This window comes from Paenibacillus fonticola DSM 21315 (assembly GCF_000381905.1).
GTDB classification, from domain to species: Bacteria; Bacillota; Bacilli; order Paenibacillales; family Paenibacillaceae; genus Fontibacillus; species Fontibacillus fonticola.
Map to the genome: position 1 here is coordinate 149,552 of NZ_KB907252.1, position 23,713 is coordinate 173,264.

Below are 23,713 nucleotides of genomic sequence, written 5' to 3' on the forward strand. Positions count from 1 at the left end.
TGGAGCTGGTCACCCGCTAACATCCGCTTACGGACAGGAGATCCGCTAATCACACAAATAGGCCCCTTTCGCTATGCTTACGGACACTAGTTCCGCTATTCGACCAAATTGACTGCCATAAACGGGTTTTGGGGAGCAATAGCGGAACGTAGGTCCGTTAGCTCTCCAAATTCCTCGTTATTTCACAAATAGCGCCCCCTGTGTCCGTTTAGGATTGCACATATTCATTTGCCCAGCCAGCCACCCAAGCCACGCAGCCAAGCCATTCAGGTACCACCACCAAGCCACTCAGCCAGCAATCGACAACCTACAACCAACTGCCTCACAACAGCAATAGCAGATATGTAAAAAAGTTAGACGGAAAACGCGATGTTTTCCGTCTAACTTTTATTTTAGGGACTTCTTGGATAGGGCAGCCCCTTTGCCACCTATTTATTTTGCTGTTCTGAGGCGCATGAACACCTTAATCAACTCGTTAACGAAAAGCGGAATTAAGGCCAGAACAATGACGACTCCCCAATCGGCGAGGGACAGGTTATGCACTTTGAAGGCCGCGGCCAGAAACGGAATGCTGATCGAGGCAAACTGCAGGGCCAGCCCGGCAATGACCGCGCCGACCAGAAGCTTGTTGGAGAACAGGCCGACCTGGAAAATGGACTTCGTGTCGCTCCGTTTCGTAAAGGAGTAGAACAGCTGGGATGCGGCCAATACGACAAACGCCATCGTCCGCGCATAAGTCATCGCTTCATCGGTAATATTCGCTGAAGTCATGCTGAAGCCGTGTTCTCGCAGCCCCAAATAGAAGGCTACCAAAGTCAGAGAACCGATCAGGAGGCCGCCGAGAATTGCCCGAAACGCTGCACCACCGGCAAAGAAGCTCTCCTTCGGATCCCGGGGCTTCCGCTTCATCACATCTTTCTCGCCTGGATCGACACCAAGCGCGATCGCTGGCAAAGTATCCGTCACCAGGTTGATCCAGAGAATCTGGGTCGCCAGGAGCGGCAGCGGCCAGAAGAACAAAATCGAGGCCAGAATCGCTACAACTTCGCCGAAATTACAGGACAGAAGGAAAGTGACTGTCTTGCGGATGTTCGCATAAATATTTCGCCCTTCCCGGATCGCGTGCACGATGGTGGTGAAATTATCGTCGGTCAATATCATGTCGCTGGCACCCTTGGAGACGTCGGTGCCGGTAATGCCCATCGCTACGCCGATGTCAGCGGTCTTCAGAGATGGCGCATCGTTCACTCCGTCGCCGGTCATTGAGACGATGTTGCCTTGCGCTTTAAATGCTTTGACGATTTTAACTTTGTGCTCTGGCGAGACGCGGGCAAATACCCGGATATTCTTGATTTTCTGGGTAAAAACCTCGTCGGAGAGCTCATCGATTTCCGCGCCCGTCATGCTCTGCTCGATCGAGCTGGCAATGCCGAGCTCTTTGGCGATCGCCACGGCGGTGTTGCGATGGTCGCCGGTAATCATGACCGGCGTAATGCCCGCCATTTTCGCTTCGTGAATGGAATCCTTCACTTCGACTCTTGGCGGATCGATCATGCCGACGAAGCCTAAGATCGTCAAATCCTGCTCCATCTGCTCAGGCTCCAGCATTTCCTCGGTATCCTTATAAGCTGCACCGAGAACCCGCAAAGCATCGTCCGACATCCCTTCGGCCGCCTGCAAGTATTGCTGCTTCAGCTCTTCGGTCAGCGGAACCACTTCCCCGTCCACAACGGCCGAGGTAGAGATCTTCAGCAGCTGGTCGATGGCCCCTTTCGTATGGACACGATAGCCCTGTCTCGTCTTGTTTAGCGTAGACATGAGCTTGCGGTCGGAGTCGAATGGCTTCTCGGAGACCCGCTTGTACTCCGCTTCCAGTGATTTTTTCATAATATTGTTCTGCTCGCCATAAATGACAAGGGCTACTTCCGTCGGGTCGCCCGTGCTTTCCCCGTTCTCATGGGTCGCGTCAGAGCAGAGCACGAAGGTCTTAATCAGCTCTACCGGAGGTTCATCACCCAGCGGCGTAGCGGTATAGTATTTTACGACCGTCATTTTGTTCTGGGTCAGGGTACCTGTCTTATCCGAGCAAATGATACTGACAGAGCCCAGCGTCTCCACGGCGGGCAGCTTCTTCACGATCGCGTGAATCCGCGACATCCGGGTCACGCCAAGCGCGAGGACGATCGCGACGATGGCCGGCAGCCCTTCAGGGATAGCAGCTACAGCCAAACTGATGGCGGTTAAGAACAACTCAAACAAATCTCGTTTTTGAATCAGACCGATAACGAAAATCAAGACGCAGATGGCAATGGCGATGTAGCCCAGTGTCTTGCCGAGCTCTTCCAGCTTTTTCTGCAGCGGGGTCAACCCATGCGTATCCTCGTCGAGAATGGTGGCGATTTTCCCCATCTCCGTATTCATTCCGGTCGCTACGGCAATCCCTTCTCCCCTTCCATAGGTCACAAGGGTGGACATGAACGCCATATTGGACATATCGCCAACCGTGATTTTGGGATCATCCAGTCGTGCTTCGGCGTCTTTGTCAGAAGGAACGGACTCCCCGGTTAACGCGGATTCCTCAATCTGCAGATTGGCGCTCTCCAGCAGCCGGAGATCCGCAGGGATGTACCGCCCTGCATCGAGGATGACGATGTCTCCGGGTACGATGTCCTCGGAATTGATCTCCTTCACCTCGCCCTGACGGCGAACGAGCGACTTCGGCGTAGTCATTTGCTGCAGCGCTTCAATCGCTTTCTCCGCCTTATGCTCCTGGAATACACCAATCACCGCATTGAGCACAACGACGGCCAGGATAATGACCGCATCCACGTATTCCCCCACGATAAGGGTCACCACAGCAGCAGCCAGGAGCACATAAATGAGCATATCTTTTAACTGGGCGAAAAAAAGGGCGACCATGCTCTTCTTCGGCTTGCCCTTCAGTTTGTTCGGGCCGTGCTTCTCCAGCCTCGCTCGTACTTCTTCCTCGGAAAGCCCTTTAGCCGGGTCGACAGCAAGCTCCTTCAGTACTTCTTCCTGCGATTTCGCATGCCACATCAAGAAACACCTCTTATTATATTGATAATATGTATATCTGCATTACCTATATATTGTAAACCTAATCGATCAGAAATAATCGACAGGATTAATACTATATACGTAGGTGATGGCAAAATGTAGTCAAAAAAAGAACACCGCCCTTTTAAATAATCTTTTTGAAACGGATACAGCCTCGGCCAATCTGATCCATGCCGTACTGGCAATCCCTGCTGACGACGATTTGTTCCAACCCATTAAATCTAGCCATGATTCGGTTATAATCAATACTAGTAAACCTAATTGTGGAGGACCAATATGGAACCTAGGGCGATGCACTCGTGGAAGCTGAGTGAAGAAGAAGCCATTCAATTGCAGCAGAAGCTGGCAAGGCAAGTGATAACAGAGGATCAGCTGGCTGACGTCCAATATGTCGCCGGAGTCGACGTGGCCTATAGCAAGCATAGCGACAAGTTAATCGCTGCCGTAGTGATTTTGGAGGCGGATTCTTTGAAAGTTGCAGAGTCCGTCGTCGTTGAAGATCACGTGCAATTCCCTTATATCCCAGGACTATTCTCGTTTAGGGAGCTGCCGCCTGTCATTAAGGCATTTCAGCAGATCCAGACGCCGCCGCAATTGATTGTGTGCGATGGGCAGGGTTTGGCTCATCCGCGGAGCTTTGGCCTAGCCAGCCACTTGGGTGTCCTTTTCGATATGCCTGCCATTGGCTGCGGCAAGACTAGATTGCTAGGGGAGTTCGAGGAACCCAGCTTGGTTAGAGGGTCTGTGTCCCCATTAGTTGATCATGGCAAAGTCATAGGCAGCGTGGTAAGAACACAGGATGGGATCAAGCCGATTTTCGTCTCGGTAGGACATAAAATTTCACTGGCGACAGCCTGCGACTGGATATTGAAGCTAGCACCGCGTTACCGCCTGCCGGAGACAACACGCCAAGCGGACCAGCTGGTGAACAGGGTTTTGGAAAAAAAATGACCTCGTGTATCTTTTAATCCTGACAACTATGTTGTCAGGATTGTTAGTTTAGGATAAGAGACAGATCACCCACACTTCACTGACCAAGGGGGAGGATACGCATGAGACTGGATCGTTTGCTGGGAATCGCGTTGGAGCTGATGGCCAAAAAAAGGGTAACCGCTGCAGAACTCGCCGCCAAGTTTGAGGTTTCGATCCGCACCGTCTACCGTGATGTCGAACTGATCAATCGGGCTGGCATCCCGGTCGCTTCGTTTACCGGCGCAGATGGCGGGTTCGAGTTGATGAACGGATTTTTCCTGACGCGGCAGTACTTCTCGGTCGATGACTTGTCGGTGATCTATATGCTTTTGAAGGCGATGGAAGGAGCAATGGGAGGTGCCGTAGCACCCGCAATGCGGAAGCTGGCCAGCCTGAACCCGCTACTAGCGAACGAAGGAAGTCACGAAGCCGTCATTCTGAACATCAGCACGTTGGACTTTGAGAGGGATTACGTTCAGGAGCTTTTCCGAGCTGTCCGGCAATCCCGCGTCGTCAGGCTGGAATACACAAGCACATCCGGCACAGCGACCGAGCGCAGCGTGGAGCCGCTGAATCTCTTGTGGGAAAAAGGCATCTGGTACCTGGAAGGGTACTGTCGATCGCGCCAATCAAAACGGTACTTTCGCGTATCGCGAATTACCTCGCTCGACGTGTCCGAGGAATTGTTCGTCCCTAGGCAAATTTCGGACGAGTCGGAACAGGACGAAATTCAAGGTATTCACGCCCATCTTCGCTTCGACCTGACGGTTCGCACCCGTGTATTAGAGCAATTCCCGGGTGAATGCGTGTATCAGGGAGATTGGATCGATGTGTACACGACCTTTTACAAGAAAGAGTATGCGCTATCGGTCATCGCCAGCTACGGAATGAACGTCGAGATTGTATCTCCGGCTGAGCTGCAAGACGACGTCATCGCCCATATCGAAGCCATCCGCCAGCATTACGCGAGAAAACGAGGAGGAAATATAAAATGACGATTTTGGTGATAGGGGCAACAGGAACGGTTGGACAACATGTAACGGAGCTGCTGGTGCAGCGGGGAAGTTCCGTAAGGGCACTGACGCGTAATCCCGAACGGGCGAAAGCCAAGCTGCCGGAAGGCGTACAGATCGCGGCGGGTGATCTAATGAAGCCGGAGACTCTGAAGGAAGCGTTGCAAGGGATCGAGGCCATGTTCTTGATTATCTCCAGCGACGAGCCCAATGCTGATCTCAACACGGACCCGCAAGTTGTAGCGCTGGCAGAAGCTGCCGGTGTAAAGCGAGTTGTCGTACTGGTCGGTTATGAGGAAGGACCGGCAGAGGAAACGCTGCGGGCCAGCGGCATGCAATGGACGCTGGTTAAGCCGGCCGAATTCATGGCCAACGTGCTAGCGGATTGGGGGGAGACCATCCGAACGGAAGGCGTCGTGCGGGAGTTCTACGGGGACGCGCTGAGCGCGCGGGTACACGAAAGCGATATTGCTGCCGTTGCCGTCGAAGCACTGTTAGGCGAGGGCCATCACAGCCGAAGCTATCCGCTGACCGGACCCGAAGCGCTGACGCGCCGAGAAGTAGTTAACGCGATCGCTACGGCGGTCGGCAAGGATATCCCCTTTATCGAGTTGAGCGAGGAAGAAGCACGGCAGCAATGGCGGGATCAAGGCTACGACGAGGAGAGCGTTGATTTTTTTGTACAGATGGCGAAAAATCCACCAGAAGCTGGCTATACCGTGTTGACGACGATCGAGCAAGTACTTGGGCGGCCAGCCCGGACGTTTGCCGAGTGGGCTGACGAGCATAAACGGATGTTTCTATCCTAATGGGGAGCAGAGGAGGAATAAAAGATGGCCTACGCCATTGAAGCGCAAGGTTTGCGCAAATCGTTCCAGACGCATGAGGCAGTGCGCGGAGTGGACCTGGCGATTCGGCAAGGGGAATTGTTCGCGCTCCTCGGGCCGAACGGCGCCGGCAAGACGACGACGATCCATATGCTGACAACGCTGCTGCGTCCGGATGAGGGAACTGCGAGCATCTCCGGATACGATGTGGTCAAGGATGCCACTGTCGTGCGCAGGCACATCAGCGTCACGGGTCAATATGCGGCACTGGACGAGGGGCTTACCGGCTGGCAAAACCTGACCCTGTTCGCGGGGCTTCACGGCTATTCACGCAAGGATGCCCACGCGCTTGCGACAGAATTGCTCGGATCTTTCAATCTGGAGGATGCCGGAAGCCGAACCGTCGGAACATATTCCGGCGGCATGCACAGACGGCTGGACCTTGCAGCCGGCATTCTCTCGGCGCCCCAGGTGATGTTCCTCGATGAGCCGACAACCGGGCTAGATCCCCAGAGCCGGCGTGAATTGTGGGAGGCGGTGCGCCGTTTGGTGAAGAATGGGACAACTGTGCTATTGACGACTCAGTACCTGGAAGAAGCCGACCAATTGGCCGATCGCATCGGTTTCATTGCCCAAGGCAGGATCATCGCCGTCGACACGCCGGAGCAGCTCAAAGCATCGATCGGCGGCAAGACGTTGACGATCAGACTGGCGGAGGGAACCGATTCAGCCGACATTTGTCATCTGCTCGCAAGCGAACATGGGCTAGCGGCCCATTCGGAAGAAGACGAGCTGATTGTGAAAGCGGCTGTGCCGGAAGCCGCATTAGCGCATGCCGTCATCGGCACGCTTATCGGTCAGGGGGCAGCGATCGATGATTTCGCCTTGAGTGAGCCAACCCTTGACGATGTGTACTTCGCGCTGACCCCAAATCGCGGAAGTGAGGTGGGAACATGAGTATTCCGCAGACGTATGAAGGGCGAAAACCGCGGCGAAGTCCAAGCGGCCTGGTCGCAACTGCGCTGTTCATGCGAAGAACGCTACACCATATGGGGAACAACGGCATCGGCCTGGCCGTTGAGGCGGTCTTGTCGCCGATCATCATGCTGCTCATCTTCACCTTCTTGTTCAGTGGGGCGATTGCCGGTTCCGTCAGCGGGTATATTCAATATCTACTGCCGGGCATCCTCGTACTGACAGTTGTGCCAATGACGGTGTATAGCGGTACAACGTTATGCACGGATATCGCCAGAGGCGTCTATCATCGGTTCCGCACGATGCCGTTCTGGCAGCCTGCTGCCCTCTTCGGTTCGGTTATCGCCGATGGCTTGCGCTATTTGGCAGCAGTGCTCACCGTTCTGACAATCGGACTTGCGCTTGGATTCCGACCGGACGGGGGTGTAGGTGGCGCTGTGCTGGCGGCGGTATACGTTTTGTTTTTTGCCTATAGTGTCAGTTGGGTATTTTCGCTCATAGGTAATGTAGCCAAGCAACCGGAGACGGTATCAGGCACGAGCATGATGCTCGTGTACCCCCTCCTGTTCGCCAGCAACGTACTCGTCGACACATCGACAATGCCCCGATGGCTGCAGGTAGTGGTCGATGTGAACCCGATTAGTACAGCCGTTGCTCTGACGCGCGGACTGTTTCACGGAACTGCGGACACAGCCGACCTTGCGGCGGGCATCGGTGTTGGCCTGCTGCTGATCGTCGTCCTCGCTCCGCTGACAATATACGTTTATTTAAAGAGGCAAGTGAGGTAAGAGAGTTCTCATTTCATTAAAAAAACTATCCAAGGGAGGCGGCTATGATCAAAAATTTATCGCCTCCGCAGCATGGGCAGGCAATTATTTCGCCTGCCTATGCTGCTCAAGATGTGATCTGTCGAATAGATTTTTTCCAAACAGCCTTTACTTCCCTTCATCTACAAGCGTTATGATTTTACGGATATCGGTGATTTGTAAAGCCTCTGCTATTTGCTCAATATGCCGGAAATTAATATTTTCGCGCTTCCCATTAACCAATTCAGAGATGGCCGCCCGGCGAACATCGGATTGCAATGATAATTCATTAATCGACATTCCCTGTTGCTTCAACAAGTCCCCTAATGTAATTTTCACTTTTTTCATCTTAATCCCCTTATTTAGTTTTACCCTATTGATTGTACCTATAAGCGTACGATATAATCCATCCCAACGATGTACGCCTATGCGTACACAAATACGTGATGCTGAGCTTTTTTAGGAAAGGATGACAATACACTCCTATGCCGACCCGTATTTGTATTGTTTTAGGCCCTTATGATTCCAATGATTTAGATTACACTGTAGCCCATGGTTACTTGGTTCGTGATCATTTTGCTTTGTATGTAACAGATAGTTACCTTTGGTTACGAAAAGTCCAAAAGGCCATAGATCATACTTATTTATACATAGACGATCCCAATTGTTCAGGTTTAATTCTGGCTGCTGGCATAACACAAACAAACTCAAGCTTTATCTTGGACATAATGGACAAGCTGATTCAGATAAGTGCTCTAGACTTTTTGATAACTGAATTCTGTAATCTGGTAAATGGCGACGTATTCTTAAGCGTTAATGAGACGCTTATATAATATTTGCGCACTAAAAAAGCTCATCCGTAATTCAATTTGGAATGAGCTTTTTTTGTATTTCATAAACAGCGGTACTACTTTTTTCGGATTAGGGAAAGGTAACAGAATGATAAAACATAAACTTTTTGAAAGGATGAGAACATGACGAGTTCTGTTACCGACAATCAGGAAGCGATCCAAACCGTTCATGAATTAATCAAAGGAATTGAAACCGCGATGCTAACGACAGTTTCAGAAGAGGGACTCGTTTCTCGACCCATGAAAACCCAGGACGTTGAGTTTGACGGAACTCTTTGGTTCCTGACAAAGAAGGATAGCGGCAAATTCCACGAGTTGCTTCAGAATCAACATGTGAACGTAGCCTATGTGGGAAAATCCTTTGTCTCTATCCGTGGTAAAGCTGAATTGGTGGAGGATCAGGAGAAATTGCAACAATTTTGGAATCCGATGTACGAGGAACTACTTGAAACCACCTCTGACGATCCTAATCTGGTTCTCATAAAGGTAAATGCAGAAACTGCTGAGTACTGGGATTCGGGTAATAAATTCAAAATGGTAACATTCTTGTTTCGCAGAATGTTAGGCAAGAATACCGAGGGGACGGATATGAATCAGATCGTAAATTTGACTTGAGACCATGTTTTGTAGACAAGGTTCTCTGTCTGTAGCGGTAGGTTTTCATAAATCTGGCCACCAATCATGGTGGCCAAAAATATGGACACACCCTTGCCATTAAGGGAACTAATTAAAAATAGTCGAGTGACTCATGATTCATTTCTCTGCCGGAATCAACGTTGACCAGGACGATTCATTCACTGTTCCTGTGAACCGGTAAACGGGCTAATAATACCCTTTTGAATCGTAGATACAGGTCACGTCAAAATGTGGTACGCAATGTTTTTCGTTCAGCTTTTAACATTAGTGACTTATAAGACTGCCGAAGATTCGTATAGTCGTCCCCCGCCTCTGCTTAGTCGAGGGTGAGGACGATCTTCCCGCGGCCGCGTCTTGTTTCGATAGCCCGATGGGCATCGCCGACCCGATCCAGCGGGAAGGTCTCCCTGATATGGATGTGCAGCTTGCCTTTTGAATGCAGTTCGACCAGTTCTGCAAGGCGGGCTGCCGAGCGTTCACCGCGGACGAGGCGGAGGCCGTGCTCCTCGATGAGGTCATAGGCGAAAAACGTGCATATCCGTTCCTTGTCCTTCACTAAGTCCACTGCAGCCCGAAGCCCCTCGCCTCCAGCCGTATCGAATGCGGCATCGACGCCGTCCGGCGCAATCGCGCGTACTCGCTCGGCCAGTCCTTCCTCATACGTCAGCGGAACAGCGCCCAACGAACGAAGGTAGTCGTGGTTCCTTTCGCTGGCAGTACCGATGACCGTCTTGGCCCCCCACTCCTTCGCCAGTTGTACGGCAAAAGCCCCCAGCGATCCAGCCGCGCCATTAATCAATACGGTATCGCCTGGTCCAACGCCGATAGCTTTCAAGGCGATATACGCCCCCTGGCCGTTGCCAGTCAGCCCACCTGCCTCTTCCCAGGTCATACTGCGGGGCTTGCTTACGATTTGGTCTGTGCCCACAACCACGTATTCCGCATAACAATTCATTAGGGCGAAGCCGAGCACCTCATTGCCTATTTGAAAGCCCGTCACCCCTTCACCCACTTGATCGATGATGCCCGCGAACTCATTGCCTGGAATTTGCGGAAGTTGAATAACGACGCCCTGTGGTGTCCAGCCGCTACGCAAACCGCAATCATAATGCTGTACCCCGGCCGTTTTTACCCGGACCCTGACTTGCCCTGGACCAGCCTGCGGATCGGAAAACGACATAATCTCCATCACCTCAGGCCCGCCAATTGAACGAAATGCTGCTGCTTTCATAGTGTCCCCCCTTATTTATCCATACTTTATAGCACCGTCGATTACCGCAATGTTTTTAATGCACCGCTCCATGCGATAAGCTGATCTAACATTTCGTTTATTTTCTCTACGTGCAGCTCGGCAGGTTTAAATGTTTTGAAGTTCTCAAAATCCGTAAATAGCGAAAATGTTGGATGTGTCCGAACGTCCGCCACGAGTAACTCTCCTAGAATTCCACGTAAATGTTCGGCTGCGCGGGCTCCGCCCGTTGAACCATAGCTAACGATGCCCGCTGCTTTGTTGTTCCATTCGCTGCGCGCTGAATCCAGTGCATTTTTTAACACTCCCGTAATGCTGTGATTGTACTCCTGGACAACAAATACGAACCCGTCCAAGCTGGTTAGCTTTTCTGGCCAAGCGATTAATCCAGGCTCTTCACCAGTCCCTTCTCCAAAAAAGGGCAATTGATAGTCTGCGATATCTACGATTTCATAATTCCCATCTCCACGCCTGTCAGCAATATCTTTAACCCAATTACCTACTTGCGGACTTACGCGTCCTTGACGTGTGCTTCCTAAAATAATGCCGATGCTTAATGGTTTCATATGAATTCCTCCCTGTTTGTTTGTTTCAAATCATTAACTTTCTGGACGGCATGCTTAGTCCTCCCGAACTGCACATAATAGAACAACAAAATGCCCACATGCAAAACCGCAAGAACCAAGTAAATATTGCTAAAGACTGTCGCTTCAGGATGTGAGTTCACCGGATTCCAACGTATACTCGCGCCTTGGTCGACAATTTGTGCGTAAACCCCCGCCGCGATGGCGCCTGAAACAAAATTCAGCATCGCAAGCAACCCCATGCCTACACCTATCTGTTCTTTCGGCAGCGAACGGGAAACCGTATTTGACAACGCAATGGATAGGAATGACTGTCCGACATTGCCGAAGATCAGGATGATTGCAATGAGCATAGGCGACATACCTGCAAAAGTGGACAATAGCACGAAACATATGAGCAACGATGCCGATGCCAAATAGAAAAGATATGAATTGCCTTTTTGATCTGCCAGCTGGCCGCCTTTGCGTCCTAAAACCGCCGTCATCGCCGCAGCCGGAACCAGTGCGAAGCCTACCAGTCCCGGTTCCAGCTGATTGACATGCGCCAGCAGCTGCGGGCTGAGAAAACCAAGCGAGTACCCTATTCCGTTCGCCAGGAATGCTATCGTCAGCCCCAGCGAGTATCTTTTGCTTCGGAACAAACCAGGCTTGATGAACGGATCCGGCACGGAGTGAATTCTCGTCAAAAATAGGGCGAACAAGAGCAAGCAGCCGATGGCGGGCATCCACGCTTGATTTGTAATTGCCAGCAGCAGCAAAGCTACGGCCCCGGCAAGCAATCCGCCTCCCAGCCAATCAATCCGGCCTGAATTCACAGGCGTGTCGTTCAAATATTTGCGGTAATAAGGCAGCGCCAACAGCGTGAACAGCGGCATGCAGAACAGCCATCGCCAGTGAACAGCGCTCACAAGTAAAGCAGCGACAACCGGACCTAGCGCGCTGCCGAGCGCAAGACCGGTCATTGCAATGCCGAGCGCGCGTCCACGGCTTTCCGGCGGGAAGTACCGGATCGGGATGATGCCAGCTGTGGCGGGAATAACCGCCGCACCTGCGGCTTGCAATACTCGGCCGAGCAGAACGGCCCAATATTGCTGGGCCAACAAACCAATCATTGAGCCAAGCGCAAAAAAGAGCAGCCCAAAGGTCAGCAGGTTTTTGAGTTTATACGTATCGGCTAACCTACCGTAGGTCACTGTACCGATCGCATAAACCAACAAAAAGGCGGATGACACCCAACTGACCTGCGATAAGGATAGGTTGAATTCCAGAGCAATTTCGGGCAGCACGATATTGAACATCGTTGCGCTCATGACAGATATGACCAGCGTGAAAGCCAAAATCCGAATCAATTTTTCGCCGGTTTGTTGCTGGAGTGCCGCTTGCATAGCGGTAAGCCTCCTCTCTGCCTTATGCAGTATTTTTTTACGCTGAGCGTATTGCTTTCCTTACATGCTTTATTTTACAATCACTTATAAATAAACAAAAATATATCTTTACACATATAGGTCATACACTGGGGTATATGGGAGGGTGACGCATATGGAGCTGCTGCAGTTGAGGTATTTTCGAACGGTGGCCCGAATGGAGCACATGACGAAGGCAGCGGAGGAGCTGTGCATCGCGCAGCCTGCGCTGAGCAAGACGATTTCAAGACTAGAGGAAAACGTGGGGGTTCCGTTGTTCGACCGGCACGGAGGGCGGATTCGTCTGAATGCATTCGGCAAAGCATTTCTGGACAAAGTCGAGAAGGCGCTCACCTTATTGGAAGAAGGAAGGAAAGAAGTGACCGAACTGGCTGGACTCGAACAAGGGAGCATTCACCTCGCGACATCGACGCTGGACCGGTTATCAGATGCACTAGGCGAATTTCTTGCGCTTCATCCGGAAGTCAACTTTCGGATTACACAGGCTTCGATGGAGGAAATGGCGCATTTGGTGGAGACAGGCGAGGTAGACATGTGCTTCACGCCTCTGCCAATCGATCGTCCTGACATTAGCACGGCATCTGTTTTGAAGGAAGATGTTTATTTGGCTGTCCCCCAAGGACACCGCTTTGCCGGGAAAAAGAGCATCCGCTTGAGTGAACTGGCGAAGGACCCGTTTATTGGGTACAAGGAAGGGTTTCCTGTTCAGAAAATGAACGATTTGCTGTTTCAAGAAGCGGGGATCACTCCTAACTTTGTCTGCCGAGTAGACGAACCTGCCGGTATTGCAAGTCTTGTCCGCGCCGGGCTGGGCGTTGCACTTGTGGGAAATTGCGGCGCCTCGGGCATCCCGCTGAACTTGCTGCAAATTGAGTTCCCTGTTTGCCAGCGTAATTTCCAAATCATTTGGCACGAGAAACGGTATCTGTCCCTCGCTGCGCGCAAGTTTCGTGATTTTCTCATCGGGTACTTTGATAAATCAGTGAAGGCGGGTTGAAAATCTTATCCGCCCCTTAATTGGACGAACAAAAAAGTCTCATTCCATATTTATATTCAGGAATGAGACTTTTTTATATCTGTGGTACTTAACATCGCATCATAAAATTAATGGCTCGGAGTAGAAGTACTCTCACTTGATAAAAAACTCAATATCATCATCACTGAATGTTTCTTGCAAGCTATTCTTTTGCAGGTACTCCCGCTCTATATTTTTTAATAGGTGTAAAGAATAAGCTAATTTATATGCTACAAAAATTCCTCTCTCTATTTCTAAAGGCATTGTAGTAAATTTTTTTTGGCTGTTCTTATCTACGTAGCTTACTGTTATTTTATTGTCAACTGTTTCTATATAGATCTCCTGGGGTCTAATAGCATTAAAACTATATCTTTCATCTGAAACGCCAAGGTTCTCTAAAAAATGTTTTAATTCCTCGATAGTTTGAAGGCTTCTAATCGGGTTATTTGGTATATGAATTTTATAAAAATAGAATCTTCTCAGAGTTTTTAAAAAAAAATACTTAATCGCTGTCTTTTCATTGTCAAATTTCTTTACTTCTTCTTTCCCCGGTTCGTGCCTTCTTTCAAAATTCATTTCAAAGTAGCTCCAACTTCCTCCATCATCTTGTATCTGAATAAAATTTTCATAATACCCTTTATCTTCTTTTATAACTCGATTATTAATAATTACTTTAATCCCCAATTTCTCACATATAAGTTGCAATTGATATCTATTCAGGCAAATACCAACCTTTCATAAATTCAATTTCTCAATCGCCTTATTAACTAGGGTCATAAATAATATAACCCTGCCCTGCTTCAAACTCGGTAAATCCCGCCATATGCCGGGTCTGATACTGGATATTTTGTTTGCTGCCCATCATAATCATATTGCGGAGATCCCTGTCCCCTTCAACGGGCAAGGCAAAACACTTCGTATAAGGAAACACTTCGCTAAGCGTGCTATGTATCGCATTCATCCACTGATCCTGCTCGCCTCTGCCCATAAGGTTCATGACTAGCGAACCATGGTGCTCCAGCTTGCTAGCTGCCACGTGAAAGAACTCGCTGGACAACAGATGACTAGGCGTCCCCTTAGGTGAAAATGCATCCAGGACCACATAATCATAGACATGCGGTGGTTCGTTCTCTAACAGAACTCGACCATCGCCTACCCTGACATCGTCTTTGGAATACCCAAACCACTCCCGGCTGATTTCTACAACAGCTTGATCTAACTCCGCCACATCAAACGATCTTTCCGAAAAATGACGGGAGAGCGTGCCAATCCCATGTCCAATCAGAAATACGCGTTCAAATGGGGGGTGGTTATATTCCATCAGATGACAGATCGCCCGGGGGTATTCCAGCACGATACGTTCTGGATCAGCCATATCCATGGCCCCTTGTACCGCCTCTTCCGAAAACTGCAGCACGCGAAAATTCCCCTTCACTCCATCCAGTTCCGCAGCTTCATATACGGCAACCTCATGACCTTGGCTGAAGGTTTTATACAACAATTTCAAGCGAACTGATTCTCCTCTATGTTGAATTGAAAGATATTACTTCACGTTGATGTACTCCCACGGTACATGATCACATAGCCATACCTGATTTTCCGACCGGTAAAAAATAAATCCATCCCGATGCATAGCTCCTGCCCGAAGCGTCAGAACAACCGGCTTGCCATGGCGGCCGCCCACGCGGGCGGCTGTCTCTCTCTCCTCGGTGAGGTGTACATGCTGCCGGGATTGCTTCGTAATTCCCTGCTTGCGAATACTGTCAACGGATCGCGCTGCGGTACCATGGTATAAGTATTCTGGCGGAGCCTCTACTTTAAGCTCCACATCTACAGCAATGGAGTGGCCTTGATTGGCACGAATTTTGCTGTGGTCTTCATTAAAGCTATAACGCTGTTTGTTATTCTCCCGTACAATCCGCTCCAGGATATCCATATCAACGACACGCCCTGCACGGCGCAGGCCTGCAAGCAGCTCTTCGACATCCGCCCAGCCGTTCGCGTCAAGCTTGACCCCCACGGCTCCGGGGTTATGACGCAGGATCAGACTGAGGAAACGACCCAGTTCAACATCTTGTTTACCTTGTTTCATATCCATACCCTCCTTTCCTTTTTCTTTCCCGTTCTCTTTTTAGTGTTGGCTTCCTATAGACCGCCAAAAGTCTCTTCAAAAGCACGAATGCACGCTCCACCCTAGCCGTCCAGCACGGCATACTCAATGCGATCAAAGAATACCCCATACCCTTCATCCTCCAGCAACTCTTTCCACCACACCGCGACCAATGCCGGGTTGTTGCGGAACACCCCGCAGCCGTACGCACCGAGAATGAGGTTCTTATCCCCCTTGTGGGCAAAAATCGCCAAGGCTAGCCGCATTCGATCCTTCATCACCTTGGCCGCCTGCGCAGTATCCTCGCCTTTCAACACAACCTGCCCGTAATTTACGGCCGGCAATGTCAATACGGAAGCACGTACTGGAGTTTCCAGCAGTTCAAACTGCTCATTCCTGAAAAATACAACATCCGGAGAATAGATGGCATGATCGGTGTACATCATCGATTTACATTCCCGATTCGCCTCATAGTAAGCCTTATTGCGAAGCTGCGTACCATACAGTCCGCTGGATGCGGCCAAACTTTCCTCTTGAGCCATGGCTCCATTCAGGAAGCCGCCTCCCGGATTTTTGGCACTGGCAAAGTTAAGTACGCCAATGTTTTGAAGCCCTGCGGTGCTCCTATCCAGGATAGCTTCAACCGTAGCCCGACGAGTTACTTCCTGTCTAAGCTGCTGCTGAGCAGGATTGAAAGCAGCTAACTGTTCCCCCCGTTCACGTGATTGTCTGACAAGCACTGCCCCTTCATCCGGTGTAATTAACACACTCCGGGCTTCCGAATCGTTCTGGGCAGCACGGATGTCCACCGTCTTCCCCTGATATTCATAATATCCTTGCTCCATAATTTTTACGGTTTCTTGAGCGATTTCTTTTCGTTTCATCATTTCTGTTCCTCTCTCGCAAGCAACTGATCGCGCACCTCAGTAAGCGCAAAACCAAGCAGGTTCCTTCCCGGCCATTTCATCGGATTCTCCGCATCCGGATTGGCTTTGCCCATACCTATTCCCCAAATGCGGTCGCGAGGGCTTGCTTCTACTAAAATTCGATCTTTCGTCGTCTTCATAAAAAGCCACAGCTCCTGATTCTGCTCGAACTTTGCTAAGTTCCCCTTTTTAACAATGTCATAGCTGTGCTCTTCCCATACCTTTTGGTCAAAATGACGTACCGCGCGTCCATATGCTTTAATTTCCTTTGGATGACCGGCAGCCATGATCTTCGCAAGCATCGGCTCGTCGCCAAACAGCCGTGCCTTCTCCGCCATCATATATTGCTCTGTACAGGAGTAAGTTTCCCCCTCAACAACGAAGCTGGACTTCCACCATTGACTGAAGCAGCTCTGATTAATTGAGCCGTCCGCGGGCGGTGTATGCCCCCAAAAAAATAAATATTTAAAATTCTCTCCCGCCTGATACGCTTTCCGTAAATTATCTATGTTGTAAAACATCAAATCATCTCCCAATTTCTTCGATATAACCGTGACGGCCGATGCCCGGCATTCTCCGTGTAATGATCGGTCTCCTCGACGAGATGGGCAACCTTGCGGCGAAAGGCTGCCTTCAGCAGCTCCTTGCCCAACACGACTTCATAGACCTGCTGCAGATCCGTTAGCGTGAACAGCTTCGGCATGAGATGCAGCGCAATGCTGGTATATTCGATTTTGCCCCGCAGCCGCTCGATCGCGCAGCCAATAATCTGGGCATGGTCAAAAGCCAAGCCCTGATTAGACACCACAGCATGCTCCGTTCGTGTGGACGTCTCCGTCGAAGTAACCTTACGCTCCACGACCGCCAACAGCCGCTCCCGCTCCGAGGTCAATTCCAGCTCATACTGCCAGGTTCTCACAACCCCGTCTGGAGTGATCTCCTTCAACTCACGCAGGAGTGAATAAGATACCTCGAACCAGGCCGCATTGTCCGCATCATCACCTGCCCGAACCTCTACCTTGCTGCTATCGATCAGTGCCATATAGGAGCAGCTCATCACCCAGGTACGAGGATCACGCCCCAGATCGCTAAAAGTATACAGCTGTTCCAAATAGACGTTATCTACGCCTGTTTCCTCCCGCAGTTCACGCTCCGCCGCCTGTTCGGTTGTCTCACTGGGCCTTACGAACCCGCCGGGCAATGCCCATTTCCCCAAAAACGGATGCCCTCCACGCTGAATCAGCAATACGCGAAGCGACTTCTCCGGGAGCTTGCGATAATTGGACTCTTCCTTCTCCATCACCGTAAAAATAACCATATCCGCAGCCACCGATGGACGTTCAAAATCCCCGGCGTCGTACTGTTTCAGAAACTGCTCTTCCGTTAATCCGTTGCGATCCCTGATACTCAACTATAATCACCCGTTCGTATCGATTTGATATTATCTATTTGTTACTAACAAAATATACCTTTATTTGAACCTTGTCAAGAAGGCGGCAATTTTTCCGTTACCACCTTCCAACAATTTAATGGATGCTGACCAGCTTGCCATATATTTAATTACTTTTGTTTTGCAATCATCTTATGAAAATATCGTATCAATTATTAGAATAAGTCCTACCCCGAGACCGATAGGGCCCCAATAATGCATAGGTATATACAAAAAACTATGCTTATGCTTTATTCGATAGCGTTCTCCCGTTTCCTCATCGATCAGTACTCTGCACGAGTCGGCGTTAAATGCCTTTCCTACATACCAAATAACAATTCCCGACACAATGAAAGAAAAAGCCATCGGTAACCGCTCATCTAATGAGTGAAGTCCCAAGGACTTTACTAAAACATCAACAAAATAAAATATCATCCCTGGGATAACGATAGTAAAGATCCCCCAACCTTTCCAAGTAATCATACAAAACTCCCTTACTATGTAGTGTTTTTTTAGTGTTCAACCGTTAGTTAATTTCTCAAGAAATCTCTCGACAAGGAGTGGAACATATTTTAGAGGAAATAGGCTCAACAAACGGCATTTTCACAAGAGAGGCTCTTCTCCTGACCCATACTATCTATCTCGGTTAACCCTCGAGGAAATTTTACCCAACAAGAAAAGCTTATTCCTTCTCGTTTCTGAAATGGAATAAGCTTTTAATGTTGCTATAAAAAGTGGATTTGCTTTTCAACTACTCATTAAAAGTAACTGTCTTCAGGCAATTAAAGAATAGCGCGTACCCGTTGAATCTCGGTACGCGCTGGTTTTGCACCATGGACATCCAGGGTTAAATCACATAAAAATATTCCTTTTCCTTTTCTTTTTTCGTTCTGACCCCAAAGGTAAAAGTATCCTGACGGAGTCCTCGCCGCAGCGTTTCAAGAGAAAGAATATCGCCTGGAAAGATATTACCTAAATTGGCGTTAGGGCCGAATTTGTTCAGAAACAGCACCTGCTGACTTTTTAAAGGCGCTTCCCATATCAATTTATCCGTATCCGTTACAAACTTCAGCACATCATCCAGAAGATTCAACTGACATTCACCATGTTCATCGAAAACGCCGACCCCCATGCCTGACTCACGAGCTTCAATCGTTAATAGCTCTGCCCCTGCCTTCAGATCGTCCTCAAGCGTATCGGCCAGCACGGCTGCATCTATAAGTGATCCCGACATTTTTTTCCCGTATTCCGTGAAGACCTTCAAGCCATACTTCTTGCCTTCTTGGATCAATTCAGTACGTTTAGCGCGGGAGAGTTCAATCGTACCATCCGAAACTTCAACACCATTAAAACCGAGATTGCATATGGTGTTGAAGAAATCCGGGACTACGTCCTGCTGTACGGCCGTCTCCAATAACGTGCCGCCCGGCATAACCGTGACCCCATGCAGTTTGGCCAAATTGATCTTATAAAGCAGCAATTCAGTATTATAGAGCGGGGCCGTTCCAAATCCAAATTTCACGCAATCGATATAGTTTGAACCTGTCTCCATCAGATCCATAAATGAGTTTCTGCCAAGACCCTTATCGATAACCATCGTATGTCCTCGACTAGTGACAGGGTGTGTTTCGTTCGTGCTATCAAGTACAGATGGTTTACGAAATCCGCACGGGTCACTTAATTCTGTTGGCCAAATTTCATGTAAGGAACTTTTCATCTAGATTCTCCTCAATTCTTTTTGACTTGTCGCTTCATTCCAATGACATAGGCATCATATGCTGATTTTTCATGGCATGTGCCCATAGCTTTGAAATTTACAAGAGCTATTTAGTCAATTTGAGGAGGAGGTTTGATTAAAAAAAATACAAAACAAAGGGTTCCAAGCGATAGTATGGAAACCGTTATAAAAACCAGGCTATCGGACTTATCCATCATCCAGCCGAATAATGGGGGGCCCGCCGCCACACCCAAAAATCGCAAGCTGTTGTATAGAGACGTAATCATACCCCGTTCACTTTTCTGAACCGCACCGGTGATCATCGTATTTAAGCAGGGGAGAAGCAGACCGGTTCCAATGCTGCTAACCGTTAGCAACCCGATAAATACATATATATTTTTTAAAAAGAACAAGGTGGCAGCAAGAGAAAGCGTCATGGCAACCAACCCGATATTCATAAGCCATCGCATTAATTTGCCATTTTTTTTAATCAGGCTTCCCGTGGTATATGAAGTAATGACCATACCTAATAAGGGAATGGCCAGTATCAAACCTTTCATGACTCCATCGATATTGTAAGGTTTCTCCTCAAGAATGTTGGACAAATAAAAAAGCACTCCAAATAATATGAAAAGTCCTAATGAGCCTGCGAAGAATGCAGTGATGAGCCATTTCCCTTTTTCCTTGAATATTTGTCCGATTTTTTTAATGTATTTTGATAATTCGTTCTTTTCGTTCTGTTTCGGTTCTTTGATCAGAAAGATCACGGCTAGCAGGGACAAGGCGCAAAATACAGGAAAGGCGAAAAATGAGGCATACCAGACGATTAAAACAAGCAGGGAACCAATGATCGGACTAAGAACTTTTCCCGTCCCGTTGGATGCCTCGATCAAGCCAAGTGCCTTGCTCTCCGTCCCCCCATCGTATAAATCACCTACAAGCGCCATAGCAATCGGTGCCGTTCCTGCTGCAGCAAGACCCTGAATCGCTCTGGCGGCAATAATAATCGCATACGAGTCCCAGATGGCACCAAACCCGGCCAAGATGCCGGCTCCCCCATAAATGATTAAGGAGGGCACAATAATGACTTTTCGGCCAAAACGATCGGACAGATAGCCGATCACCGGAATAAAAATTCCTGCAGCCAAAGAAAAAATGGATATGATCAAACTGCTTTGGAATTTACTGATTCCAAGCTCTCTTTGCATTACGGGGAGAATCGGTACCAGCATGGAATTGCCGAAGACGAGCACGATAGGGATCGTAGCCAGAGCAATAAACTCCCAGATGCGTCCTTTTGAGCCCTTATCCGATTTTGTCGACGTGTCCTTTGATTTCGGAGGTTCCGTCAGTTCTATGTCGCTCTGGAAGCTAATATTCAGCTTTCGCGATTTTGTTTTTTCCATTTGTGATAGCTCCCCTGACTTGAAATGTTCGATTATTATTTGCAAATTGCAAAATAAATATTCTTCTTACGAGCTTAGAAACGGATATACTTAAAATTTCTAATGTACCGGGGAGAAGCACCTCCTTCAATAAGGCCAATATACTGTTATAAAACATCGCATTAGCTGGCTGAAAGGGATGTTAAATGACTATAAAGATTATACAGGGGCACAACCATACACTCGGAGCTTCAAATATTAATGTCATCATTGATGTCATCCGAGCTTTTACTGTAGCGCATTATGCTTTTATTAAGGGGGTACAGGGAATCATTCTGGCAGGAACTTTAGATGATGCTTTTCGTTTAAAAAAGCAATTCCCCGAGTTTATTTTAGCGGGAGAGATCCAAGGTCTTCCGATTGCGGGGTTTGATCTGGACAATTCGCCCGTACGTTTGCAAAATGCAGATCTAAGGGGGAAATTCCTGATTCAGAAGACAACCAACGGAGTAAAAGCAACCTTAAACTCATTAAATGCAGACCATATATTTGTTACGGGCTTCACAAATGCAAGAACGACAGCGGAGTTTATACGGGATAAATTATTGAAAGAAGACACCGCCATGTCTATTCATTTAGTTGCTTCACACCCATCCGGGGATGATGACCTGGCATGCGCGCAATATATATCAGGGATCTTACAGAGTTCAAACCGTTTATCGGCTAATGAAACGATCGAACGAATTCGAAAATCGGAAGCGGCCAAGAAATTTTACGACCCCGCGAAACCGGACTTCTTACAGGAGGACATTGCATTTTGCACCCGAGAGCTGTCCGCTGAATTTGTTATGAAAGTGAATTATAAGGACGAACTTCCGCTTATTGAGAAGCTACCCTTACAGTAATTAAATAATTTATTTGCTTCAAAAGCTATTTATACGCTCAATACCAAAAAACCAGCCCACATGAATGCTGGTTTTTCTGTCTTCTGAATAGTACATACGGAGGGAATCACTTTTTGCGCCAAGCAGGATAGAAAATCGATTTCAAACCAGGGTACTGATGGAACCAGTTGATAATCCGGGTAGACAGCCACTGGCACACAACGGCAAGAATAATAATTTTCCAGTCAATGACATATGCAGTAAGGGCAAAAATAAATCCGTTCATCCAGAACAACGAAGTGCCAGGATTGATTCTTTTGTATTTGTAGATCGCCAAAGCTACATAACCGATTCCTCCGTTGGATACCCGCTGTTTGATCAGGATCGAGACGGCGGTTCCGAGAATGACCGAACCGAACAACAAATCGATCCATACGTTCGAAAAAGGAGGATCAATGAACACCTCGAAGAAATTGACGGATACGGAAGTTACGGTGATGACAAACACGGTTCCAAACGCGCTGATCCTGCCCAAATAATTGACCGTGAACACAAGAAAAATAGTATTAGCAAACCATAACCCGAGGCCCATGGGCAAACCGAACGCATGATTCAAAAGGACAGCGATTCCTGCCCCTCCTCCGGAGGGAATGGCATGAGGAAACAGAAAAATAGCCATAGCGAATCCCTGCATGACGGAGCCGGCGGTAATCAGGAAAAACTTCTTAATTACACGGCGATAAAAGAGTGTCTTGTTTCGGTCAGGTATGAACGGCAAGTTCATATGAAATCAATCATCCTTCATAGATTGGAGTGACAAGCCAGTCCTGCTTTCTTATTGTATGCTTGTCACTGAAGGGGGAGACCGAGAAATCGTTAAAAAGATCCTTTATAATTATTGCGTTCATTGTTAATTTGAGATAGTAGCTCCTTCACCATCTACAATCCATCAAATTTCTCGTCCTAAATCTATCACACTAAAATTTCTCATAAATTCATTTGAGTATTCTATGGATGGGTCTATTCCATTTTCTAATAACAACTGAACAGCTTTAAGGTTTCCTTTTCTAGTTGCTATAAAAAGTGGATTTGTTCTTGGGGAACTTAAGTTGAACATCACATGTCTAGTTAGGAGCAGCTCAATTAAATCATTTTCTTCATGCGTTAATGCGCTTATGAGTTCGATTCCGCTAAATTTGTTCACATCGATACCCATGTTTAATAATTGTTTCGCGAGAGCAGTGTTTTTATTTAAAATGGAGGCATTAAGCAGTGAACCTTCCTTGGTTAAAACGTTGATATACTCTAAATTTTCTTCAAGTATTCTAATGACAAATGCATTGTTGTGGCTAATGATATTCTTTCTGAGCTTCTCGGATAGATGGACGATTTCAGCGCTTTCTCCCCATAAATTCTCTTCATTATATTTTGATATAAAATGTATGTATTCTGATGACCCAGGCTTTGGCCCTGTAAGGACAGCCTCAATAAATTTCTCTGGAGGGCAATAATTATATTTCGTGATGTAGTGAAAAATCAAATCAGGTGCAGCGTATTTTTTTGAGCCATCCTTGCTCAGTACTCTTATTTCAGAAAAACCCAAAGTCTTTTTTTCTTCATTGTATTGTACCAGTGCCGGATCATTTGAAGATCTATGAACATTAAGCGGGAACTTTATATATTCCCATAATTTTGTGATAAATTCTTGTGACAACGTCGCCTTAGGAAAATCATCTTTCACATCGATCCAGCCTACATTATATGAATTTTCAAAATGATGAAGCGAGTAACAAGTCAAATCTTTATAGTAGATCATTTAACCTCCTATTCTG

24 protein-coding genes are annotated in these 23,713 nt (G+C 48.2%); 8 read left to right on the plus strand and 16 right to left on the minus strand.

The genetic code is table 11. The features are described 5' to 3' along the window. Nucleotides 1–432: 432 nt before the first annotated feature. Nucleotides 433–3,057 carry a cation-translocating P-type ATPase gene (locus G358_RS0110090; RefSeq protein ID WP_019637094.1) on the minus strand — a complete coding sequence of 875 codons (2,625 nt, stop codon included), beginning with the start codon at nucleotides 3,055–3,057 and terminating at the stop codon, nucleotides 433–435. 297 nt (nucleotides 3,058–3,354) lie between these two features. Between G358_RS0110090 and nfi the strand changes: the two genes are divergently transcribed. The 5 genes from nfi to G358_RS0110115 all read left to right on the plus strand — a co-directional run bounded on the left by nfi (nucleotide 3,355) and on the right by G358_RS0110115 (nucleotide 7,653). Next, the gene (gene nfi, locus G358_RS0110095; RefSeq protein WP_019637095.1) at nucleotides 3,355–4,029 is read left to right on the plus strand and encodes a deoxyribonuclease V; all 675 of its coding nucleotides are present in this window, start codon (nucleotides 3,355–3,357) and stop codon (nucleotides 4,027–4,029) included. Between the two features lie 101 nt (nucleotides 4,030–4,130). Beyond that, entirely contained in the window at nucleotides 4,131–5,045 is a 915-nt protein-coding gene (locus G358_RS0110100; protein WP_019637096.1) for a helix-turn-helix transcriptional regulator, read from the plus strand. Next, nucleotides 5,042–5,872 carry an NAD(P)H-binding protein gene (locus G358_RS0110105; RefSeq protein WP_019637097.1) on the plus strand — a complete coding sequence of 277 codons (831 nt, stop codon included), beginning with the start codon at nucleotides 5,042–5,044 and terminating at the stop codon, nucleotides 5,870–5,872. Before G358_RS0110100 ends, G358_RS0110105 begins: the two co-directional genes overlap by 4 nt. Nucleotides 5,873–5,896: 24 nt before the next feature. Continuing rightward, nucleotides 5,897–6,847 carry a daunorubicin resistance protein DrrA family ABC transporter ATP-binding protein gene (locus tag G358_RS0110110; protein ID WP_019637098.1) on the plus strand — a complete coding sequence of 317 codons (951 nt, stop codon included), beginning with the start codon at nucleotides 5,897–5,899 and terminating at the stop codon, nucleotides 6,845–6,847. After that, entirely contained in the window at nucleotides 6,844–7,653 is an 810-nt protein-coding gene (locus G358_RS0110115) for an ABC transporter permease (RefSeq protein ID WP_019637099.1), read from the plus strand. The genes G358_RS0110110 and G358_RS0110115 overlap by 4 nt, the downstream gene beginning before the upstream one ends. Nucleotides 7,654–7,800: 147 nt before the next feature. Here G358_RS0110115 and G358_RS0110120 read toward each other — a convergent pair whose 3' ends face one another. Then, complete coding sequence (locus G358_RS0110120; RefSeq protein ID WP_019637100.1) at nucleotides 7,801–8,019, minus strand: helix-turn-helix domain-containing protein; 219 nt, start codon at nucleotides 8,017–8,019, stop codon at nucleotides 7,801–7,803. A 626-nt stretch (nucleotides 8,020–8,645) separates the two neighbouring features. Here G358_RS0110120 and G358_RS0110130 point away from each other — a divergent pair. Next, entirely contained in the window at nucleotides 8,646–9,137 is a 492-nt protein-coding gene (locus G358_RS0110130) for a pyridoxamine 5'-phosphate oxidase family protein (protein ID WP_019637102.1), read from the plus strand. Nucleotides 9,138–9,474: 337 nt separating this feature from the next. Here the strand turns inward: G358_RS0110130 and G358_RS0110135 are convergent, their stop codons facing one another. The 3 genes from G358_RS0110135 to G358_RS0110145 are packed head-to-tail and all read right to left on the minus strand — an operon-like array spanning nucleotide 9,475 to nucleotide 12,376. Next, nucleotides 9,475–10,389, minus strand: coding sequence for an NADP-dependent oxidoreductase (locus tag G358_RS0110135; RefSeq protein ID WP_019637103.1), 915 nt, complete (start codon nucleotides 10,387–10,389; stop codon nucleotides 9,475–9,477). A 41-nt stretch (nucleotides 10,390–10,430) separates the two neighbouring features. Continuing rightward, nucleotides 10,431–10,973, minus strand: coding sequence for an NADPH-dependent FMN reductase (locus tag G358_RS0110140; RefSeq protein ID WP_019637104.1), 543 nt, complete (start codon nucleotides 10,971–10,973; stop codon nucleotides 10,431–10,433). Continuing rightward, nucleotides 10,970–12,376, minus strand: coding sequence for an MFS transporter (locus G358_RS0110145; protein WP_019637105.1), 1,407 nt, complete (start codon nucleotides 12,374–12,376; stop codon nucleotides 10,970–10,972). Before G358_RS0110145 ends, G358_RS0110140 begins: the two co-directional genes overlap by 4 nt. Before the next feature lie 154 nt (nucleotides 12,377–12,530). On the opposite strand from G358_RS0110145, the gene G358_RS0110150 reads away from it, so the two are divergent. Then, nucleotides 12,531–13,412, plus strand: a complete 882-nt coding sequence (locus tag G358_RS0110150) for a LysR family transcriptional regulator (protein WP_019637106.1) — start codon at nucleotides 12,531–12,533, stop codon at nucleotides 13,410–13,412. A gap of 132 nt (nucleotides 13,413–13,544) precedes the next feature. Here G358_RS0110150 and G358_RS0110155 read toward each other — a convergent pair whose 3' ends face one another. The 9 genes from G358_RS0110155 to G358_RS0110195 form a co-directional block, all read right to left on the minus strand. Then, nucleotides 13,545–14,114 (minus strand): hypothetical protein, encoded by a 570-nt coding sequence (locus G358_RS0110155; RefSeq protein ID WP_157274322.1) that lies wholly within the window; start codon nucleotides 14,112–14,114, stop codon nucleotides 13,545–13,547. A gap of 79 nt (nucleotides 14,115–14,193) precedes the next feature. Continuing rightward, nucleotides 14,194–14,937 carry a spermidine synthase gene (locus G358_RS0110160; protein ID WP_019637108.1) on the minus strand — a complete coding sequence of 248 codons (744 nt, stop codon included), beginning with the start codon at nucleotides 14,935–14,937 and terminating at the stop codon, nucleotides 14,194–14,196. Between the two features lie 36 nt (nucleotides 14,938–14,973). Then, entirely contained in the window at nucleotides 14,974–15,522 is a 549-nt protein-coding gene (locus G358_RS0110165; RefSeq protein ID WP_019637109.1) for an RNA 2'-phosphotransferase, read from the minus strand. 101 nt (nucleotides 15,523–15,623) lie between these two features. Then, on the minus strand, nucleotides 15,624–16,427 hold the full coding sequence (locus G358_RS29845; protein ID WP_019637110.1) for a TIGR02452 family protein: 804 nt from the start codon (nucleotides 16,425–16,427) through the stop codon (nucleotides 15,624–15,626). Next, a complete protein-coding gene (locus G358_RS0110175; protein ID WP_019637111.1) occupies nucleotides 16,424–16,987 on the minus strand; it encodes an NADAR family protein in 564 nt (187 codons plus the stop codon). The genes G358_RS29845 and G358_RS0110175 overlap by 4 nt, the downstream gene beginning before the upstream one ends. Next, on the minus strand, nucleotides 16,987–17,877 hold the full coding sequence (locus G358_RS0110180) for an NUDIX hydrolase (protein ID WP_019637112.1): 891 nt from the start codon (nucleotides 17,875–17,877) through the stop codon (nucleotides 16,987–16,989). Before G358_RS0110180 ends, G358_RS0110175 begins: the two co-directional genes overlap by 1 nt. A gap of 171 nt (nucleotides 17,878–18,048) precedes the next feature. Continuing rightward, nucleotides 18,049–18,378, minus strand: coding sequence for a hypothetical protein (locus tag G358_RS0110185; RefSeq protein ID WP_019637113.1), 330 nt, complete (start codon nucleotides 18,376–18,378; stop codon nucleotides 18,049–18,051). Between the two features lie 364 nt (nucleotides 18,379–18,742). Next, nucleotides 18,743–19,612, minus strand: a complete 870-nt coding sequence (comA, locus tag G358_RS0110190; RefSeq protein ID WP_026342182.1) for a phosphosulfolactate synthase — start codon at nucleotides 19,610–19,612, stop codon at nucleotides 18,743–18,745. Nucleotides 19,613–19,722: 110 nt separating this feature from the next. Then, nucleotides 19,723–21,018 carry an MFS transporter gene (locus tag G358_RS0110195; RefSeq protein WP_019637115.1) on the minus strand — a complete coding sequence of 432 codons (1,296 nt, stop codon included), beginning with the start codon at nucleotides 21,016–21,018 and terminating at the stop codon, nucleotides 19,723–19,725. Between the two features lie 185 nt (nucleotides 21,019–21,203). Between G358_RS0110195 and G358_RS0110200 the strand changes: the two genes are divergently transcribed. Continuing rightward, nucleotides 21,204–21,902 carry a 2-phosphosulfolactate phosphatase gene (locus G358_RS0110200; RefSeq protein WP_019637116.1) on the plus strand — a complete coding sequence of 233 codons (699 nt, stop codon included), beginning with the start codon at nucleotides 21,204–21,206 and terminating at the stop codon, nucleotides 21,900–21,902. A 106-nt stretch (nucleotides 21,903–22,008) separates the two neighbouring features. Here the strand turns inward: G358_RS0110200 and G358_RS0110205 are convergent, their stop codons facing one another. Together G358_RS0110205 and G358_RS0110210 are read right to left on the minus strand one after the other, a co-directional pair. Next, the gene (locus tag G358_RS0110205) at nucleotides 22,009–22,665 is read right to left on the minus strand and encodes a YitT family protein (protein WP_019637117.1); all 657 of its coding nucleotides are present in this window, start codon (nucleotides 22,663–22,665) and stop codon (nucleotides 22,009–22,011) included. Between the two features lie 165 nt (nucleotides 22,666–22,830). Further along, nucleotides 22,831–23,697 carry an ankyrin repeat domain-containing protein gene (locus G358_RS0110210; protein ID WP_019637118.1) on the minus strand — a complete coding sequence of 289 codons (867 nt, stop codon included), beginning with the start codon at nucleotides 23,695–23,697 and terminating at the stop codon, nucleotides 22,831–22,833. Nucleotides 23,698–23,713 lie beyond the last annotated feature (16 nt).